General features: G+C 69.4%; 16 protein-coding genes and 1 riboswitch. Of the genes, 6 read left to right on the plus strand and 10 right to left on the minus strand.

Features of this window, described 5'->3' with window-relative positions; all coding sequences use genetic code 11:
- The first annotated feature begins 88 nt into the window (after positions 1–88).
- The 5 genes from KY5_RS10710 (at position 89) to KY5_RS10730 (ending at position 5,328) form a co-directional block, all read left to right on the plus strand.
- A complete protein-coding gene (locus KY5_RS10710) occupies positions 89–391 on the plus strand; it encodes a small secreted hydrophilic protein (protein WP_098242015.1) in 303 nt (100 codons plus the stop codon).
- Positions 312–1,826, plus strand: coding sequence for a sensor histidine kinase (locus KY5_RS10715; protein ID WP_199843020.1), 1,515 nt, complete (start codon positions 312–314; stop codon positions 1,824–1,826). The genes KY5_RS10710 and KY5_RS10715 overlap by 80 nt, the downstream gene beginning before the upstream one ends.
- Positions 1,823–2,485, plus strand: a complete 663-nt coding sequence (locus KY5_RS10720; protein ID WP_098242017.1) for a response regulator transcription factor — start codon at positions 1,823–1,825, stop codon at positions 2,483–2,485. Before KY5_RS10715 ends, KY5_RS10720 begins: the two co-directional genes overlap by 4 nt.
- A 213-nt stretch (positions 2,486–2,698) precedes the next feature.
- Entirely contained in the window at positions 2,699–4,111 is a 1,413-nt protein-coding gene (locus KY5_RS10725) for an SLC13 family permease (protein ID WP_199843022.1), read from the plus strand.
- Between the two features lie 17 nt (positions 4,112–4,128).
- Positions 4,129–5,328 carry a glycerate kinase gene (locus tag KY5_RS10730; RefSeq protein WP_098242018.1) on the plus strand — a complete coding sequence of 400 codons (1,200 nt, stop codon included), beginning with the start codon at positions 4,129–4,131 and terminating at the stop codon, positions 5,326–5,328.
- Here the strand turns inward: KY5_RS10730 and KY5_RS10735 are convergent.
- The 6 genes from KY5_RS10735 to KY5_RS10760 all read right to left on the minus strand — a co-directional run bounded on the left by KY5_RS10735 (position 5,277) and on the right by KY5_RS10760 (position 12,437).
- The gene (locus KY5_RS10735) at positions 5,277–6,653 is read right to left on the minus strand and encodes an aminotransferase class V-fold PLP-dependent enzyme (RefSeq protein ID WP_098242019.1); all 1,377 of its coding nucleotides are present in this window, start codon (positions 6,651–6,653) and stop codon (positions 5,277–5,279) included. The two genes, KY5_RS10730 and KY5_RS10735, sit on opposite strands and share 52 nt — an antisense overlap.
- A gap of 164 nt (positions 6,654–6,817) precedes the next feature.
- A riboswitch (SAM riboswitch) is annotated at positions 6,818–6,935 on the minus strand.
- A gap of 85 nt (positions 6,936–7,020) precedes the next feature.
- Positions 7,021–8,085 carry an anthranilate phosphoribosyltransferase gene (gene trpD / locus KY5_RS10740; RefSeq protein ID WP_098242020.1) on the minus strand — a complete coding sequence of 355 codons (1,065 nt, stop codon included), beginning with the start codon at positions 8,083–8,085 and terminating at the stop codon, positions 7,021–7,023.
- Positions 8,086–8,245: 160 nt separating this feature from the next.
- Positions 8,246–9,880 carry a cytochrome b gene (locus KY5_RS10745; RefSeq protein ID WP_098242021.1) on the minus strand — a complete coding sequence of 545 codons (1,635 nt, stop codon included), beginning with the start codon at positions 9,878–9,880 and terminating at the stop codon, positions 8,246–8,248.
- Positions 9,877–10,935 (minus strand): ubiquinol-cytochrome c reductase iron-sulfur subunit, encoded by a 1,059-nt coding sequence (locus KY5_RS10750; protein WP_098242022.1) that lies wholly within the window; start codon positions 10,933–10,935, stop codon positions 9,877–9,879. The genes KY5_RS10745 and KY5_RS10750 overlap by 4 nt, the downstream gene beginning before the upstream one ends.
- On the minus strand, positions 10,932–11,741 hold the full coding sequence (locus KY5_RS10755) for a c-type cytochrome (RefSeq protein WP_098242023.1): 810 nt from the start codon (positions 11,739–11,741) through the stop codon (positions 10,932–10,934). Before KY5_RS10755 ends, KY5_RS10750 begins: the two co-directional genes overlap by 4 nt.
- Before the next feature lie 75 nt (positions 11,742–11,816).
- Positions 11,817–12,437, minus strand: coding sequence for a cytochrome c oxidase subunit 3 (locus KY5_RS10760; protein WP_055566234.1), 621 nt, complete (start codon positions 12,435–12,437; stop codon positions 11,817–11,819).
- Positions 12,438–12,618: 181 nt separating this feature from the next.
- On the opposite strand from KY5_RS10760, the gene KY5_RS10765 reads away from it, so the two are divergent.
- Positions 12,619–13,020, plus strand: coding sequence for a hypothetical protein (locus KY5_RS10765; protein WP_098242024.1), 402 nt, complete (start codon positions 12,619–12,621; stop codon positions 13,018–13,020).
- A 95-nt stretch (positions 13,021–13,115) separates the two neighbouring features.
- Here the strand turns inward: KY5_RS10765 and KY5_RS10770 are convergent, their stop codons facing one another.
- From KY5_RS10770 to coxB, 4 genes are all read right to left on the minus strand, one after another.
- Positions 13,116–14,363: a L,D-transpeptidase gene (locus tag KY5_RS10770; protein ID WP_098242025.1), complete on the minus strand. Its 1,248-nt coding sequence runs from the start codon at positions 14,361–14,363 to the stop codon at positions 13,116–13,118.
- Between the two features lie 134 nt (positions 14,364–14,497).
- Positions 14,498–14,896, minus strand: coding sequence for a cytochrome c oxidase subunit 4 (locus KY5_RS10775; RefSeq protein WP_055550079.1), 399 nt, complete (start codon positions 14,894–14,896; stop codon positions 14,498–14,500).
- Complete coding sequence (gene ctaD / locus KY5_RS10780) at positions 14,893–16,629, minus strand: cytochrome c oxidase subunit I (protein WP_098242026.1); 1,737 nt, start codon at positions 16,627–16,629, stop codon at positions 14,893–14,895. Before ctaD ends, KY5_RS10775 begins: the two co-directional genes overlap by 4 nt.
- Positions 16,626–17,585 (minus strand): cytochrome c oxidase subunit II, encoded by a 960-nt coding sequence (gene coxB, locus KY5_RS10785; RefSeq protein ID WP_098242027.1) that lies wholly within the window; start codon positions 17,583–17,585, stop codon positions 16,626–16,628. The genes ctaD and coxB overlap by 4 nt, the downstream gene beginning before the upstream one ends.
- Positions 17,586–17,628 lie beyond the last annotated feature (43 nt).

Genomic DNA, 17,628 nt, shown 5'->3' on the forward strand with positions numbered 1-17,628 from the left:
GCTCCTCGGGCCGCCGGGCCGTCCGCATGAGGGTTTCTTCATCCGCCGCTCATCCTGGCGCCCCGGTACGTCGGCCACCCTCACTGTCATGGTCTTCTCCCACCGCATGGCCGCCCTGGCCGCCGTCGTCGCGATCCCGCTGGGCATCGCCGCGACCAGTTACGCCTTGACCGACAGCCCCGAGTCCCCCAAGGCACCGCCCAAGGTGCAGCTGGAGAGCGGCTCCCCGTCGTCGAAGCCCACCACGCCCCGGCCGACGCCGAGCGACGAGAAGGTCTCGCCGCCGCCGGTGAGCGAGAATTCCTCGGGCGATGACCACGACGACGACGGCAACGAAGGCGGCGAAGGCCGGGGCGACAACGACGACGACGGCCCCGGTGACGACGGCTGAGCGCCCGCACCGCTGGATATCGGCCCGTGTCCGCATCCTGCTCTGGCTCCTCGTGGTGATGACCGTGGCGCTGACCGCGGTCGCCGCCACCACCCGTTCCGTCCTGCTGCGCGACGTCGACCACCGCATCGACGGGCTCCTCGCCCAGGAGACCGGGGAGTTCACCAACCTGGCCCGCGAAGGCGTCGACCCGCACACCGGCGAGCGGTTCACCGCCCCCGACCCCCTGCTCAGGCTCTTCCTGTCCCGGCAGTACGCCGACCCCGACGAGGAGCTCCTCGGCCTGGTCGGCAGGCCCGGCGGGGCGCCCGCGAAGAAGGAGCAGGCGCGCGAGCCGAGGATCGCCCATCCGCTCGCCGAGGACCCCGCCGCGCTGCGGACGGTCTTCGAGTCCCCCGACGCGACCGGCACCCTCCACCGCGACCGGGGCGAGGTCCGCTGGGCGAAGGTGGAGATCGCGCCGAGCGGCGGCCACCCTGCGGCCGCGTTCGTCGTCGCCTTCCACCCGGCGGGCGAACAGGCCAAGGCCGGTGACGTGTTCACCATGCTGCTCGCGATCTCCGGGGTGGCGCTCCTGATGACGACGGGCATCGGCTGGGCCGTCGCGGGCCGCATCCTCAAACCGGTGCGCCTGGTGCGTACGACCGCGGCCCAGCTCACCGAGCAGGACCTGACCCAGCGCATCCCGGTCCAGGGCAGGGACGACATCGCGGCCCTCGCCGAGACGTTCAACGGCATGCTGGACCGCCTGGAGCGGGCCTTCGCCGCGCAGCGCGAGTTCGTCGACGACGCGGGCCACGAGCTGCGCACCCCGATCACCATCGTGCGCGGCCATCTGGAGCTCATGGGCGACGACCCCGGCGAGCGCGAGGAGACCGTCCGCATCGTGACGGAGGAGCTGGACCGGATGAGCCGGATCGTGGAGGACCTGCTGCTGCTCGCCAAGGCCGAGCGCCCCGACTTCGTCACCCCGGAGCCGGTGCAGCTCGCCGAGCTGACCGCGGACGTCTTCGTCAAGGCGCGGGCGCTCGGCGAGCGCGACTGGGCCCTCGCCGAGGTCGCCGACGCCGAGACCGACCTCGATCCCCAGCGCATCACCCAGGCGATGGTGCAGCTGGCCCAGAACGCCGTCCAGCACACCGCTCCCGGCCAGCGCGTCAGCATCGGCTCGCGGGTGTGCGAGGGACGCGTCGAGCTGTACGTCGCCGACACGGGACCCGGCGTACAGCCGCAGGACGCCGCGGTGATCTTCGAGCGGTTCCGGCGCGGCACCGCGCGGCGCGGCTCCCGTGCCACCGGGGCGGGGCTCGGCCTCGCCATCGTGAAGGCGATCGCCGAGGGCCACGGCGGGCGCGTGGAGCTGCGCCCGACGGACGGCGGCGGCGCCACCTTCGTCCTCGTGAGGCAGTCGCAGGAAGGGACAGCGCACCCGTGAACCGGATCCTGATCGTGGAGGACGAGGAGCGCATCGCCTCCTTCGTCGAGAAGGGCCTGCGCGCCAACGGCTTCACCACCACCGTGGTCGGCGACGGCGACAGCGCCCACGACTACGCCCTGACGGGCGGCTTCGACCTGGTCGTCCTGGACATCGGGCTGCCGGGCAAGGACGGCTTCACGGTCCTGCGGCAGTTGCGCGAGGCCCGGGTGACCACCCCCGTCATCGTGCTCACCGCGCGCGATTCGGTGCGGGACACCGTGGCGGGCCTGGAGGGCGGCGCGGACGACTGGATGACCAAGCCGTTCCGCTTCGAGGAGCTGCTCGCCCGGGTCCGGCTCCGGCTGCGCACGGCGGCGCGGGCGCCCGAGGTGACGGTGCTGCGCAGCGGGGAACTCACGCTGGACCTGCGCACCCGCAGGGCCCGTTCGGGCGAGCGGACGGTGGACCTGACGGCACGTGAGTTCGTGTTGCTCGAACTCTTCCTGCGCCACCCCGGGCAGGTGCTCTCGCGGGAGCAGATCCTGTCGCACGTCTGGGGGTACGACTTCGATCCCGGCTCCAACATCGTGGACGTGTACGTACGCGCGCTGCGCAAGAAGCTGGGCGCGGAGCGGGTGGAGACGGTGCGGGGCATGGGCTATCGGCTTCCGGAGTGAGCGGGAGGGGCGGGGCCCCGTAAGGGGCGCGGGGAACTGCGCGCTCAGCGCACGCAAAGCCGCAGTCGCGTCTGCCGAGCAACCTGGCAGACGCGACTGCGGCTTTTCTCTGGTTGCTCGCGCAGTTCCCCGCGCCCCTTACGGGGCCTTCGGTGAAGTTCCCTTCATCTTCGGCTCATTGAGGGCTCACGGCGCCGCCGCACGCTGAACGGCGTGACCCTGAACCCGCGCCAAGCCGTGACCCTCTGCATCGCGCTCAGCGTCTGCGCGCTGCTCCTGGTCCCCGGGAACTTCCCGGGCCTCGGCGCCGACGCCCGCCTGACCCTCGGCGTCTTCGCCCTGGCGACCTGCGCCTGGATCGGCACGCCGATCGACGACACCTACATCGCCCTCGGCGCGGGCCTCGCCCTCACCGCGACCGGGGTGATCAGCAGCGACACCCTCTTCGGCACCCTCGGCGACGAGACGGTCTGGCTGCTGATCTGCGCCTTCGTCCTCGCGGCCGCGGTGGCGCGCAGCGGCCTCTCGGGGCGGGCGGCGGCGTTCCTGGTCAGCGGGGCGCGCAGCGTACGGCAGCTGACCCACCTGACCACCGCCGCGCTGGTGGTGACGGCCTTCGCGGTGCCCGCCACCTCGGGACGCGCCGCGCTCGCGCTGCCCGTCTTCCTGGCCCTCGCCAAGGTCCTCGCCGACCGGAAACGACTGGTCGTGATGCTCGCACTGCTCTTTCCGACCGTGATCCTGCTGTCCGCCGTCGCGACCCTGATCGGAGCGGGCGCACATCTGATCACCGTGTCGGTCCTCTGGGAGGCGACCGGGGAGCGCGTCGGCTTCACCCAGTGGCTGCTGCTCGGTCTGCCCCTGGCCGTGGCTTCATCCCATCTGGCGGCGGAGGCCGTCCTGTTGACGACCACCCGGCGCGCCGACCGCAAGGGCCCGGTCCGCATCACCCTCGACCAGCTCCAGGAACACAGCGAACAGCCGGTCACCGGCCCCTGGGAGCCCGCGGAGACGCGCTGCGCCCTGCTGCTCGCCACGGTCGTCGTGCTCTGGTGCAGCGAACCCCTGCACCAAGTGCCGCCCGCCGTCGTCGCGTTGATCGGCGCGGTCGTCGCCTCGTCGCCCGCGCTCGGCACCGTACGCCTCAAGGACGCGCTGAAGACCGTCCCCTGGTCCCTGCTCCTCTTCATGGCGGCGACGATGGCGATGGGCGTCGCGCTCGCCGACTCGGGCGCGGCCACGTGGCTGGTCGGCGGCCTGCCCCTGGACCTGCCCCCGTGGCTGTTCCTCACCGTGGTCGTCGCGGTCAGCACGGCCGCGCACCTGGTGCTCCAGTCCCGCTCCGCCCGCTCCTCCGTGCTCGTCCCGCTGGTCGTCGCGGCGGCCGTCGGCGCGGGCGTGAACCCGGTCGCGGCGGCGCTCGCCTCCACCGCGGCCGCGGGCTTCTGCCACACGCTGCCCGCCTCCGCCAAGCCGGTCACGCTCTTCGCCGAGGTCCCCGGCGTCCCCACCTACACCCCGCGCGACCTGCTGCGGCTCTCCGCCGTCCTGGCCCCGCTGTCCGCCGCGCTCGTCCTGCTGTGCGCCGTCACGCTCTGGCCGCTGCTCGGCGTCCCCGTCCGTTAGATCCCTGGGAGACCCTCATGCTGACCCGTTTCGCCATCGCCCCCAGCGGCTTCAAGGAATCCCTGTCCGCGGGCGCGGCGGCCGAGGCCATCGCCGCGGGCGTACGCCGTGTCGTCCCGCACGCCGAGACCGACCTGATCCCGCTGGTGGACGGCGGCGAGGGCACGGCACGCGCGCTGGCCGCCGCGGAGGGCGGCCGCCTGGTCGCGCTGCCCGCCACCGGCCCCGTCGGCCAGCCGATCGGCACGCACTTCGCGCTGCTGCCCGACGGCACCGCGGTCGTCGAGATGGCGGCCGTGGCGGGCCTCTCCCTGGTCCCCCGCGATCTGCGCGACCCTGGCGCCACCACGACGTACGGCGTCGGCGAGCTGATCCGCGCCGCCCTGGACGCGGGCGCCCGGCGGATCCTGGTCGGCTGCGGCGACTCGGGCACCTCGGACGGCGGCGCCGGGGCGCTGCAGGCCCTCGGCGCCCGCCTCCTGGACCTGGACGGCTGGGAACTGCCGCACGGCGGAAGGGAGTTGACGCGCCTGAACCGCATCGACACCACCGGCATCGACCCGCGCGTCGCGGCCACCGACATCCAGGTGGCCTGCAACCCCTTCAACGTCCTGTGCGGCGAGCGCGGCGTGGCCCGCGTCTTCGGCCCCCAGAAGGGCGCCACCCCCCGCCAGGTCGAGGAGCTCGCCGCCGGCCTCGACCACTGGGCGTACGTCCTGACGCGCGACCTGCGCGTCAGCGCCGACCTCTCACTGGGCCCCGGCACGGGCGCGTCCGGCGGACTCGGCGCAGGACTCGCGGCCCTCGGCGCCGCCCTGCTCCCCCGCTTCGACGTGCTGCTCGACCAGCTCGACCTGGACGCCAGGCTCGCCCGCGCCGACCTGGTCATCACGGCGGAGGGCGCCCTCGACCACCAGACCCCGCGCGGCAAGATCCCCGCCGAGGTGGCCCGCCGCGCCAAGATGTTCGACCGACCGGTCCTGGTGCTCGCGGGCACGATCGGCCGGGGCGCGCACCACGTGCGGGCCGCCGGTGTCGACGCCTACAGCGCGATCCTGCCCGCCCCCGTCTCCCTGACCGAGGCGCTCGGCAGGGGCGGCGAGTTCCTCACCGACGCGACCGAGCGGGCCCTGCGGATGATCCAGCTCGGCTCGCGCCTGCCGGGTCAGGCGGCGACGCTGGTGTCCGGCACGCAGCGGCCGTCCTCGGTGCGGTAGCTCCACCGCGCGCCGTCGGCCACCAGCTCCTTGACGGCGCGCACGAAGCGCTCGACGTGCTCGTCGGGGGTGCCCGCGCCGAAGCTCACGCGGATGGCGTTGAGCGACTTCTCGCCGGGCGCGGCCTCGGGCGCGCCGCACTCGCCGGGCTCGTCGGGCTCGCTGCCGAGCAGGGTGCGCACCAGCGGGTGGGCGCAGAACAGACCGTCGCGCACGCCGATCCCGTACTCGGCGGAGAGCGCGGCGGCGAAGTGCGAGCTGTTCCAGCCGTCCACGACGAAGGAGATGACGCCCACGCGCGGCGCGTCGTCACCGAAGAGCGAGAGCACGCGCACGGCGGGCACCTCGGCGAGCCCCTCGCGCACCTTCGCGATCAAGTACCGCTCCCTGGCGACCAGTTCGTCGAATCCGGCCTCGGTCAGCGCCTTGCAGGCGGCGGCGATGGAGTAGACGCCGATGACGTTGGGCGACCCCGCCTCGTGCCGCGCGGCGGTGTCGTGCCACTCCACGTCCACGCCGCCGTCGGCGCGCCGCGCCACCTTCCGCGATGCCCCGCCGCCCGCGAGGTACGGCTCGGCGCCGCGCAGCCAGTCGGAGCGCCCCGCGAGCACGCCGGAGCCGAACGGCGCGTACAGCTTGTGGCCGGAGAAGGCGACCCAGTCCACGTCCAACTCGTCGATGGAGACGGGGTGGTGGGGTGCGAGCTGCGCGGCGTCGAGGACGATGCGGGCGCCGTGCGCGTGCGCGGCGGCGGCCAGCTCGCGCACCGGCCACAGCTCGCCGGTGACGTTGGAGGCGCCGGTCACGCAGACCAGGGCCGGGCCGTAGGGGTCACGGTCGGCAAGGGCCCGCTCCAGCGTCTGCACCGCCTCGTCCGGCGTACGCGGCGCGTTGAGGTAGGTCACCCGCGCGTCCCGCCACGGCAGCAGCGAGGCGTGGTGTTCGGTCTCGAAGACGAAGACCTGGCAGTCGGCGGGCAGCGCGGCGGCGAGCAGGTTCAGCGAGTCGGTGGTCGACCGCGTGAAGATCACCTGGTCGTCCTCGCGGCACCCGAGGAACTCGGCGACCGTCGCGCGGGAGTTCTCGAAGAGGTCGGTGGAGAGCTGCGACAGGTACCCGGCCCCGCGGTGCACGCTGCCGTAGTAGGGGGCGTAGGCCGCCACGTCGTCCCACACCCGCTGCAACGCGGGCGCGCTCGCCGCGTAGTCGAGCGCCGCGTACGTCACCTCACCACCGGTGACCAGCGGAACGGTGACGTCCGCGCCGAGCACGGGCAGCGGCTGGGCACAGACGGACGCGTCGACGGCAACGGCGGAAACAGACATGGCGAACTCCCGTGAGAGGCAGGCGAGATCACTGCGCCGGACGTCGGTCGACAGCGCAGGAGAAAGGTGAAAAAGGGTGTGCGGAGGCGGGGCGTGGAAGCCCTGTCACATTCGCTTGCTCACGAGACTGCTCCCTTGAGGACCAGGACCCCAGGGTTGCGAGGGGTCCGCGCTTGCCATACGCCTTGCTGCGTACGACCTGGTCTTCACCCGGGGCACCCCGCCACGGACGGAGGGTTGCCGGACAGCGGGCCGGGGCCGTAGTCGCTGTCACTCATGACCTGTGCAGCATCCTGCCACACGATCTTCGGCGCGCAAGGCGCAGTCCAGGATCCGGACTGCGCCGTGCGTCACACCGGCGGCCCGCTCAGCGGTTGCTGGCCGCCACCCAGCGCTCCAGGGCCCGCTTGGCGGACCCGGTGTCGATCGCCTCGGCGGCCCGCGCCATGCCCGCCCTGATCTGCTCCGCGAACGGCTCGTCGGTCGGCTTCAGAGCCACGAGCGCCGCGGCCGCGTTGAGCAGCACCGCGTCCCGCACGGGTCCCGTCTCGCCGTCCAGGAGCCGCAGCGCGACCTCCGCGTTGTACGAGGCGTCCGCGCCGCGCAGCGCGGAGATCTCCACCAGCTCGATGCCGACGTCCCGCGGGTCGAAGGACTCCTCGCGCACGACACCGTCGCGCACCACCCAGACGCGGGAGGTGCCCGTCGTCGTCAGCTCGTCGAGCCCGTCGTCGCCGCGGAAGACGAGCGAGGAGTGCCCGCGCTCGGCGAAGACGCCCGCCACGATGGGCGCCATCCGGGGATCGGCGACGCCGACCGCCTGGGCCCGCACCCTGGCCGGATTGGTGAGCGGACCGAGCAGGTTGAAGACGGTCCTGATCCCCAACTGGCCGCGCGCCGCGCCCGCGTGCCGCAGCGCCGGGTGGAACTTCACCGCGAAGCAGAAGGTGATCCCCGCCTCCTCCGCGACCTCGACGACCCGGTGCAGCGGCAGCTCCAGGTTGACCCCGAGCTTTTCCAGTACGTCGGAGGAGCCCGAGGCACTGGAGGCGGCGCGGTTGCCGTGCTTGACGACCTTCGCCCCCGCGCCCGCGACGACGATCGCGGACATGGTCGAGATGTTGACGGTCTTGGCCCCGTCCCCGCCGGTCCCGACGATGTCGACGGTCTCCCCCGGCACCTCGATCACGTTGGCGTGCTCGTACATCGTCCGTACGAGCCCGGAGATCTCCTCGACGGTCTCGCCCTTGGCGCGCAGCGCGACCACGAAGCCCGCGATCTGCGCGTCGGTGGCCTCGCCGCGCATGATGCGGTCCATGGCCCACGCGGTGTCGTCGGCGCTCTGGTCGCGGCCGTCGAGCAGGCCGTTCAGTACGTCGGGCCAGGAACGGCCCGCCGCGGTAGTGCCTCCTGCGGGGGTCACAGCGCTCATGGCCGCTCCTGGGGTTTCTCGAAGTATGAAGACGCGCCCCTCGACAAGGGGGTGGGACCACCCTATCCAGCCCCCGGGACGGCAAAGAGCCCCGTCCATGCAATGGACGGGGCTCCTGCCGTGGCGACCTTGTGGTCAGAGCTTCGAGAGCTTCGGTTGATCAGTGGTGGCCGTGGCCGCTCGTGATCTCCTTGTACTCCTCGGCGGTGGCCTTGGGGATCTGGTTGTCCTCCCCGTAGTAGCCCTTGGAGAGCTTGGCCCTGAGCTTCTCGGAGCCGGACACCTTGCGCTCGACGCCGTTCTCGTCGACCGTCGGGCCGATCTCGAGCGGCTGGTACTGCTCGTGCGCCGTGAGGGTGTGCAGCTGCTCCTGGCTGAGCGGCTCGTGGACCTCGATGAACTCACCGTGCGGCAGGCGCTTGATGATGCCGGACTCGCGCCCGTGCAGCACCTTGTCCTTGTCGCGCCGCTGGAGACCCATGCAGATCCGCTTGGTCACGATGAAGGCGATGACCGGTCCGACGAAGAAGAAGATCCGGACGAACCAGGTGATGGCGTTCAGCGACAGGTGGAAGTGCGTGGCCCACAGGTCGTTTCCACCACCCACCAGCATCACGAAGTACGCCGTGATCCAGGCGACACCGAAGGCCGTACGGGTCGGGGCGTTGCGCGGGCGGTCCAGGATGTGGTGCTCGCGCTTGTCCCCGGTGACCCAGGACTCGATGAACGGGTAGACCGCGATGGCCACCAGGACCAGCGGGAAGACCGCCAGCGGGATCATCACGCCCAGGACGAGCGTGTGGCCCCAGGCGTTGATCTCCCAGCCCGGCATGACACGGATCAGACCCTCGGCGAAGCCCATGTACCAGTCGGGCTGGGCGCCGGTGGACACCTGGTCCGGGCGGTACGGGCCGAGGGCCCAGATCGGGTTGATCGAGGCGATCGCCGCGATGGCCGCGATGACACCGAAGACCAGGAAGAAGAAGCCTCCGGCCTTGGCCATGTAGACCGGGAGCAGCGGCATGCCGACGACGTTCTTGTTGGTCTTCCCGGGGCCCGCGAACTGCGTGTGCTTGTGGTAGAAGACCAGGATCAGGTGCGCCACCATCAGGCCGAGCATGATGCCCGGCAGCAGCAGGATGTGCACCGAGTAGAACCGCGCCACGAAGTCGCCGCCCGGGAACTCCCCGCCGAACAGGAACATCGACAGATACGTGCCGATGACCGGGACGGACAGGATCGCGCCCTGCATGAAGCGGACACCGGTGCCGGAGAGCAGGTCGTCCGGGAGCGAGTAACCGGTGAAGCCGGTGAACATGCCGAGGACGAACAGCAGGAAGCCGAACAGCCAGTTGACCTCGCGGGGCTTGCGGAAGGCACCCGTGAAGAACACGCGCATCATGTGCACGAACATCGCCGCGAGGAAGATCAGCGCCGCCCAGTGGTGGATCTGCCGGATCAGCAGACCACCGCGCACATCGAAGGAGATGTGCATGGTCGAGTTGAACGCCTCGGACATCAGCTGACCCTGGAGCGGGACGTAGCTGCCCGCGTACTCCACCTCGTTCATCGACGGGTGGAAGAACAGCGTCAGATACACACCCGTGAGGATGATGATGATGAAGCTGTACATGCAGATCTCGCCGAGCATGAAGGACCAGTGGTCCGGGAAGATCTTGCGCATGTTGGCCTTGGCCAGGGAGTAGATCCCCAGGCGGCCGTCGGCCCAGTCCGCCACCCGCTCACCGGCGGGCGCTTTCTGCCGATTGTCGTTCGAAGCAGTCGAGGTGCTCATCCGCGCTCCCAGAAGGCAGGACCGACGGGCTCTTCGAAGTCGCCGAGCGCCTCGAGGTAGCCCTCCTCGTTCACACCGATGCGCAGCTGCGGCAGGGCGTGACCGGCCGGGCCGAAGATCACTCGGGCACCGTCGGAGAGGTCGAAGGTGGACTGGTGGCACGGGCAGAGGACGTGGTGCGTCTGCTGCTCGTACAGGGAGATCGGGCAGCCCACGTGGGTGCAGATCTTGGAGTACGCCACGACGCCCTCGTGCGACCACTCCAGCTCGCGCTTGTCCTTGATGTTCTCCGGCTGGATCCGGACGATCATCAGGGCGGCCTTGGCGATCTGGGTCTGGAAGTCGTGGTCGTGCTCCGACATGCCCTCGGGCATCGCGAACGTCAGCGAACCGACCTGCACGTCCGAGGGACGCAGCGGCTCGTGCGTGTTCATGTTCACGAGCATCTTGCCCTTGGCCCACTTGGTGTGCCGGAGCTTGTCCTCCGGCAGCGGACCGAGGTCGCGCAGCAGGACGACACCGGAGAGCGGGACCAGGGCGAGCGCGCCGAACATCGTGTTGCGGATCAGCTTGCGCCGGCCGAACTGCGACTCCTCGGCACCGGCCTTGAAGTCGGCCATGACCTTGGCCTTGACCTCGGGCTCGGCCGCGATGGCGTGCCGCTCGTCGGCGATCTCCACGTCGGACATCAGGGTGCGGGCCCAGTGGACCGCGCCCGCGCCGATGCAGAACAGCGCCACGCCCAGCGTCATGCCCAGGGCGAAGTTGAGGCCGCTGATGTGACCGATCGGCCAGATGTAGACGCTCTTGTCGGCCGGGATGGCCACGAACGAGGCGATGAAGCCGACCGTCGCCAGCATGGACAGCGTGAACATGAACGCGATCGCGCGCTCGGAACGCTTGGCGGCCCGCTCGTCGATGTCCTGGACACGGTGCTCGTGGGGCGGAAGGCCCGGGTCGGCGAACGGGTTCTCGTCCGCGACCGCCACCGAGCCGTGCTCGGTGTCCTGCGCGCTGGGCAGGTTCTTCTCTTCTGGAATCTCTTGGCTACTCATGACTTCTTGGCCTTTGCGGTCCGAGCGGCGACCCACACGGCGACCGCGATCAGCGAGCCGAGACCGAAGATCCAGCCGAACAGGCCTTCACTGACCGGACCCAGACCACCCAGCTTGAGACCGCCAGGGCTCTCGGTCTTCTCGCTGTTGACCGCGTCGAGGTACGCGATGATCTCCTTCTTCTCCTTCTCCGGCATCGTCGTGTCGGGGAAGGACGGCATGTTCTGCGGACCGGTCTGCATGGCCTCGTAGACGTGCTTCGGGGAGACATCATCCAGCGGAGGCGCGAACTTGCCGTGCGTCAACGCGCCACCTTCACCGGTGAAGTTGTGGCACTGGGCACAGTTGGTGCGGAACAGCTCGCCACCCTTGGCGATGTCCGCCCCGTCCGGGCTGTACTGCTTCTCGGTCGGGACCGAGGGACCGGCGCCCAGCGACGAGATGTACGCCGCGAGCTGGTCGATCTGGGCCTGGTTGTAGATGACCTTCTTCTTGGGCGCCTGGGCGCTCTGCTGCTGGAGCGGCATGCGGCCGGTGCCGACCTGGAAGTCGACGGCGGCGGCGCCCACGCCCACCAGGCTCGGACCGTCGGAGGAGCCCTGACCGCCGGTTCCGTGGCAGCTGGAGCAGCCCACGGCGTAGAGCTTCTTGCCCTCGTCGATGGCGAGGGACTGGGCGGTGTCATCGGCCTGTGCCCTGTCCGCCGGCGCGAACGCGGCGTACAGCCCCCCGGTGGCCGCCAGCGCGAGGAGTAGGACGACGACCGCCGCCAGCGGATGGCGTCGTCGTGCGGAGAGCTTTTTCACGGATTACCCCGGTGTCAGGATCTTCTGCGTCGATGCTTCTGGAATGTTCGGTACGTCGCGTCGGCGACTCGCCGATTACTTGATCATGTAGATCGTGGCGAAGAGGCCGATCCAGACCACATCGACGAAGTGCCAGTAGTAGGACACGACGATGGCTGCGGTCGCCTGTTCATGGGTGAACCTCCTGGCCGCGTAGGTGCGGCCGAGGACCAGCAGGAAGGCGATCAGGCCGCCTGTCACATGCAGTCCGTGGAAGCCGGTGGTCAGGTAGAAGACCGAGCCGTACGGGTCCGACGAGAGCGAGAGGCCCTCGTGCTTGACCAGCTCGGTGTATTCGTACACCTGACCGCCGATGAAGATCGCACCCATGATGAAGGTGACGATGAACCACATCCGGAGCTTCTTCACGTCACCACGCTCAGCGGCGAACACGCCTAGCTGACACGTGAGGGAAGAGAGCACCAGGATGGTGGTGTTCGTCGCCGAGAACGGGAAGTTCAGGGCCGAAGCCATTTCCTTCCAGTGATCAGGACCTGTCACCGATCGCAGGGTGAAGTACATCGCGAAGAGGGCCGCGAAGAACATCAGCTCGGAACTCAACCAGATGATGGTTCCGACGCTGGTGAGGTTCGGTCGATTGACCGGCGGGTGCGCGTGCCCGGTATCTACTGTCGTTGCTGTCGCCACGACCGACATTATGTCGGTCGCTTATCTCGCTCTCACCCCGGGGGGTGCCGTTCGGAGTGTCTGCGGGGTGTGTCCTGCCCGGATGGCCCATCGGAGGGCCGTGCGAACCGCTGTTGACGGGGTGTCGGGAGGAGTAGCATCCGCGCATCGGTTCCCGTCCCATGACGCAGCTCGACGTATCGGAGGAACAATGCAGCCGACCGCCACGGTGCTGGTCTACAGCGACAACGCGAGCACCCGCGAGCAAGTCCGGTTGGCCACCGGACGCAGGCCGGCGACGGACGTTCCCGAGGTCGAGTTCGTCGAGTGCGCCACGCCCGCGGCCGTGCTCAAGGAGCTGGACCGGGGCGGCATCGACGTCTGTGTGCTCGACGGCGAGGCCAGGCCCGCGGGCGGCATGGGCGTGTGCCGCCAGATCAAGGACGAGATCTTCCGGGCCCCGCCCACGCTGCTGCTCATCGGGCGCCCGCAGGACGCCTGGCTCGCCACCTGGAGCCGCGCGGAAGCGGCGGTGACCCTTCCGGTCGAGCCCGTGGAGTTCGCGGCCGCCCTGGCCGCCCTGCTGCGCACCAGGCTCGCCGTCGAGGCCTGAACCACCCGGCCGCCGGGGCCAGGCCCCGGCGGTCCGATCACGGCAGAGGGCCCCGCGCCGTCGCGCGGGGCCCTCCGTGCTGTTCTGCGGCGCCGCTAGACCTCCGGCCGCAGTCGGGCCGCGTCGACCGCCGCCGGGCCCTCCTTGGTGCCGCTCAGGAGCGCGCTGCCCGCGCGCCACTTCTTCCAGCCGAGGTTCCAGTCGCCGAAGCCGTTGCCGAACGGATCCATGTCCTCGCCGTAGCTGTTGACGACCGAGACGATGTCGCCCTGGCGCACGGTCTCGTAGAACCAGGCGGCGTTCCCGGTGCTCATGCCCGTGCAGCCGTGGCTGGTGTTGTCGTAGCCCTGGGAGCCCACGGACCAGGGCGCGGCGTGGACATATTCACCTGAATCAGTGACGCGGGTCGCGTAGTAGACCTGCTTGTCGTAGAAGTCCGAGGCGCCGATGCTGGCGCTCGTCATGCGGACGACGTACTCCTTGCCCAGGACCACCTTGACGCCGTTGCGGGTGGAGTAGCCGGGCTTCCCGGTCGTGACGGGGATGGAGTTGATCTCCTCGCCGTTGCGGTAGACCGTCATCCAGTGCGACGAGGCGTCCGTCACGGCGACGATCTTGTCGCCCGTGGTCAGCTTCAGCGGCTTGGCCTCGCCGCCCCACAGCTTGTCGTTGACCTTGATGCCCTCGAGGTTGCTGGAGACGTTGATGGTCGCGTTGGCGGGCCAGTACTCCTTCGGGCGGTAGTGCAGCGTCTCGCTGTCCACCCAGTACCAGGACCCCTCCGTGGAGGGCATCGACTGGACCCGCAGGGCGCGTTCGACGATCGCCCTGGCCTCCTTGCCCTTCACCGGGGCGCTGAGCTTGGCCGTGACGGGCTGGCCTACGCCGTACTTGCCCGCGTCGGGGCCGAAGGTGACCTTCAGCTGCTTCTTCTTGGCGGCCTCGGTGGTGTCGAAGGCCATGACCTTGCGGCCCGGCGACCCCTCCTCGTCCTCGGTGCTCACCCGTACCGAGTAGTGGGCGCCCGCGGCCAGCGGCGCGGTGCTGTGCCAGCGGGCGCCGTCGGCGGAGAGCTCGCCCGCCACGTACCGCCCCAGCTCGTCGGTGGCCGTCACGTCGGTGATGCGCCCGTCCTCGCCCTGGGCGGTCACCTCCAGGGGCTTGTCCGGATCCGCCTTCTGGCTGCCCACGGGGCCGTTGAAGGCGATCTGGCCGGCCGCGTCGTACGGCTTCGCCGAGAGCGGGTGGCCGTCGGAGCTGCCGCATGCCGTGGCCCCCGCACCGAGGGCGGCCACCAGCATCGTGCAGCTCAGGACCGTGCGGATTCGCGGTGAGTGGCTCATAAAACACACGGTATGAAGGTTGGTCAGGTCCGGCGCGGCGAGTGACCCGTCCGAGGGTCCCCCGTACGCGCGAGGGCCCGGACGCTCCTCGCGGAGTGTCCGGGCCCTTGCGGTGCGGTGCGGGAACTACAGACTCACTGGGTCTGGTTCTCGCCGCGGTAGTACTCGAACACCCAGCCCCACAGGCCGATCAGGATGATCGGGGCCGAGAAGTACAGCAGCCACCAGCCGAAGACGACGCCCATGAAGGCGAGCGCGCCACCGACGGCCAGCGAGAGCGGCTGCCAGCTGTGCGGGCTGAAGAAGCCCACCTCGCCGGCCTCGTCCGCGACGTCGGCCTCCGTGTTGTCCTGTGCGGCCGCGTCGACCCGCCGGGCCGTGAAGGCCAGGTAGTAGCCGATCATGATGCACAGACCGAAGGCCAGGAAGAGCGCCGTGGTACCGGCGGGCTCCTTCGACCACACGCCATAGACGATCGCCATGGCGAGGACGAAGACGCTCAGCCAGATGAACATCTTGCCCTGGATCTTCACTTGCCGGCCTCCTTGGTGCCCGCGAGCGCCTTGTCACCGTGACCGGCGTTCTCGAGCTGGTCGAGCGCGGCGATCTCGGGGTGGTGCAGGTCGAATGCCGGGGATTCACTGCGAATGCGCGGCAGGGTGAGGAAGTTGTGCCGCGGCGGCGGGCAGGACGTCGCCCACTCGAGCGAACGGCCGTAGCCCCACGGGTCGTCGACCTCGACCTTCTTGCCGTACTTGGCGGTCTTCCAGATGTTGTAGAAGAACGGCAGGATCGACAGGCCGAGCACGAACGAACAGATCGTCGAGATCGTGTTCAGCGCGGTGAAGCCGTCGGCGGCGAGGTAGTCCGCGTACCGACGCGGCATGCCCTCGGCGCCCAGCCAGTGCTGCACCAGGAACGTGCCGTGGAAGCCCACGAACAGCGTCCAGAACGTGATCTTGCCAAGGCGCTCGTCGAGCATCTTGCCGGTGAACTTCGGCCACCAGAAGTGGAAGCCGGAGAACATCGCGAACACCACGGTGCCGAACACCACGTAGTGGAAGTGCGCCACCACGAAGTACGAGTCGGAGACGTGGAAGTCCATCGGCGGCGAGGCCAGGATGACGCCCGTCAGACCACCGAAGGTGAAGGTGATCAGGAAGCCGACCGCCCACAGCATCGGGGTCTCGAAGGACAAGGACCCCTTCCACATCGTTCCGATCCAGTTGAAGAACTTCACGCCCGTTGGCACGGCGATCAGGAACGTCATGAAGGAGAAGAACGGTAGGAGCACGCCGCCCGTGACGTACATGTGGTGGGCCCACACCGTCACCGAGAGACCGGCGATCGCGATGGTCGCGCCGATCAGACCCATGTAGCCGAACATCGGCTTGCGGGAGAAGACCGGAATGACCTCGGAAATGATGCCGAAGAACGGCAACGCGATGATGTACACCTCTGGATGGCCGAAGAACCAGAAGAGGTGTTGCCATAGCAAGGCGCCGCCGTTGGCCGCGTCGAAGACATGGGCACCGAATTTACGGTCCGCCTCCAGGGCGAACAGCGCGGCGGCCAGGACCGGGAAGGCCAGCAGGACCAGGACGGCGGTCAGCAGGACGTTCCACACGAAGATGGGCATCCGGAACATCGTCATGCCGGGCGCGCGCATGCAGATGATCGTGGTGATGAAGTTGACCGAGCCGAGGATCGTGCCGAAGCCGGAGAAGGCCAGACCCATGATCCACATGTCCGCGCCGATGCCCGGCGAGCGGACCGCGTCCGACAGCGGGCTGTAGGCGAACCAGCCGAAGTCGGCCGCACCCTGCGGGGTGAGGAAACCGCCGACGGCGATCAGCGAGCCGAACAGGTACAGCCAGTAGGCGAACATGTTCAGTCGCGGGAAGGCGACGTCGGGGGCGCCGATCTGCAGCGGCATGATCCAGTTCGCGAAGCCCGCGAACAGCGGCGTCGCGAACATCAGCAGCATGATCGTGCCGTGCATCGTGAACGCCTGGTTGAACTGCTCGTTCGACATGATCTGCGTGCCGGGACGGGCCAGTTCGGCGCGCATGAAGAGCGCCATCAGACCGCCGATGCAGAAGAACGCGAACGACGTGACCAGGTACATCGTGCCGATGGTCTTGTGGTCGGTGGTGGTGAGCCACTTGATGACCACGTTGCCCGGCTGCTTGCGCCGTACCGGCAGCTCGTTCTCGTACGAGTCCTCTGCTGCCGCGGCACCCTGGGGTTCGTTGAGGATGCTCACAGGTTGTTCGTCTCCCGGTTCTTCTCGTGGCCCGTCTGCTCGATGCCGGCCGGGATGTAACCGGTCTGGTTCTTCTTCACGAGCTCTTCCAGGTGCTTCTGGTAGCGCTCGGGAGAGACGACCTTGACGTTGAAGAGCATCCGGGAGTGGTCGACGCCGCAGAGCTCGGCGCACTTGCCCATGAAGGTGCCCTCCTTGTTCGGAGTCACCTCGAAGGCGTTGGTGTGGCCCGGGATGACGTCCTGCTTCATGAGGAACGGCACCACCCAGAAGGAGTGGATGACGTCACGCGAAGTGAGGACGAAGCGAACCTTCTCGCCCTTGGGGAGCCACAGGGTCGGGCCGGGGTTGCCGTTCTGGGGGTTCCGCTCGCCGGGCGTGCCGACCTCGTAGACACCACCGGCGTTGGCCGGGAAGTCCTTGCGGAAACGCTCCGGAATGGCGTCCAGGTCCTTGGACTTCTTGGCGTCGCCCTCGGAACCCTTCACGTTCTCGACGTAGTTGAAGCCCCAGCTCCACTGGTAGCCGACCACGTTGATCGTGTGGGCCGGCTTGTCGTCGAGAGCGAGGAGCTTCGACTCGTCACGTGCCGTGAAGTAGAACAGCACGGAGACGATGACGAGGGGGACGACCGTGTACAGCGCCTCGATGGGCATGTTGTAACGCGTCTGCAGAGGTACTTCCACCTTGGTGCGGCTGCGCCGGTGGAAGATGACGCTCCACAGGATCAGGCCCCAGACCAGCACGCCCGTGGCGAGCGCTGCCGCCCACGAGCCCTGCCAGAGGGAGAGAATCCGCGGAGCCTCTTCCGTTACCGGGGTGGGCATTCCAAGGCGGGGGAAATCCTTGTATGTGCAACCTGTGGCGGTCGCCAGGATCAGGCCCGCAGTCAGCACCTGCGGCAGCTTCCGCCGCATCGGGCGCCGCGACGAGCGGTCGGAGCCGTTGGGACTCACGTAGCGCCTTCCCGAGAGTCTCGCCCGCGCTGTCGGCTGCGGC

It is taken from the genome of Streptomyces formicae (genome assembly GCF_002556545.1).
GTDB classification, from domain to species: domain Bacteria; phylum Actinomycetota; class Actinomycetes; order Streptomycetales; family Streptomycetaceae; genus Streptomyces; species Streptomyces formicae_A.

Bases quoted from the DNA above. Each gene is read 5' to 3' on its own strand.
- KY5_RS10710 (WP_098242015.1), top strand. From the start codon at position 89: ATGGTCTTCTCCCACCGCATGGCCGCCCTGGCCGCCGTCGTCGCGATC.
- KY5_RS10715 (WP_199843020.1), top strand. From the start codon at position 312: ATGACCACGACGACGACGGCAACGAAGGCGGCGAAGGCCGGGGCGACA.
- KY5_RS10730 (WP_098242018.1), top strand. From the start codon at position 4,129: ATGCTGACCCGTTTCGCCATCGCCCCCAGCGGCTTCAAGGAATCCCTG.
- KY5_RS10735 (WP_098242019.1), bottom strand. From the start codon at position 6,653: ATGTCTGTTTCCGCCGTTGCCGTCGACGCGTCCGTCTGTGCCCAGCCG.
- trpD (WP_098242020.1), bottom strand. From the start codon at position 8,085: ATGAGCGCTGTGACCCCCGCAGGAGGCACTACCGCGGCGGGCCGTTCC.
- KY5_RS10745 (WP_098242021.1), bottom strand. From the start codon at position 9,880: ATGAGCACCTCGACTGCTTCGAACGACAATCGGCAGAAAGCGCCCGCC.
- KY5_RS10750 (WP_098242022.1), bottom strand. From the start codon at position 10,935: ATGAGTAGCCAAGAGATTCCAGAAGAGAAGAACCTGCCCAGCGCGCAG.
- KY5_RS10760 (WP_055566234.1), bottom strand. From the start codon at position 12,437: ATGTCGGTCGTGGCGACAGCAACGACAGTAGATACCGGGCACGCGCAC.
- KY5_RS10765 (WP_098242024.1), top strand. From the start codon at position 12,619: ATGCAGCCGACCGCCACGGTGCTGGTCTACAGCGACAACGCGAGCACC.
- KY5_RS10770 (WP_098242025.1), bottom strand. From the start codon at position 14,363: ATGAGCCACTCACCGCGAATCCGCACGGTCCTGAGCTGCACGATGCTG.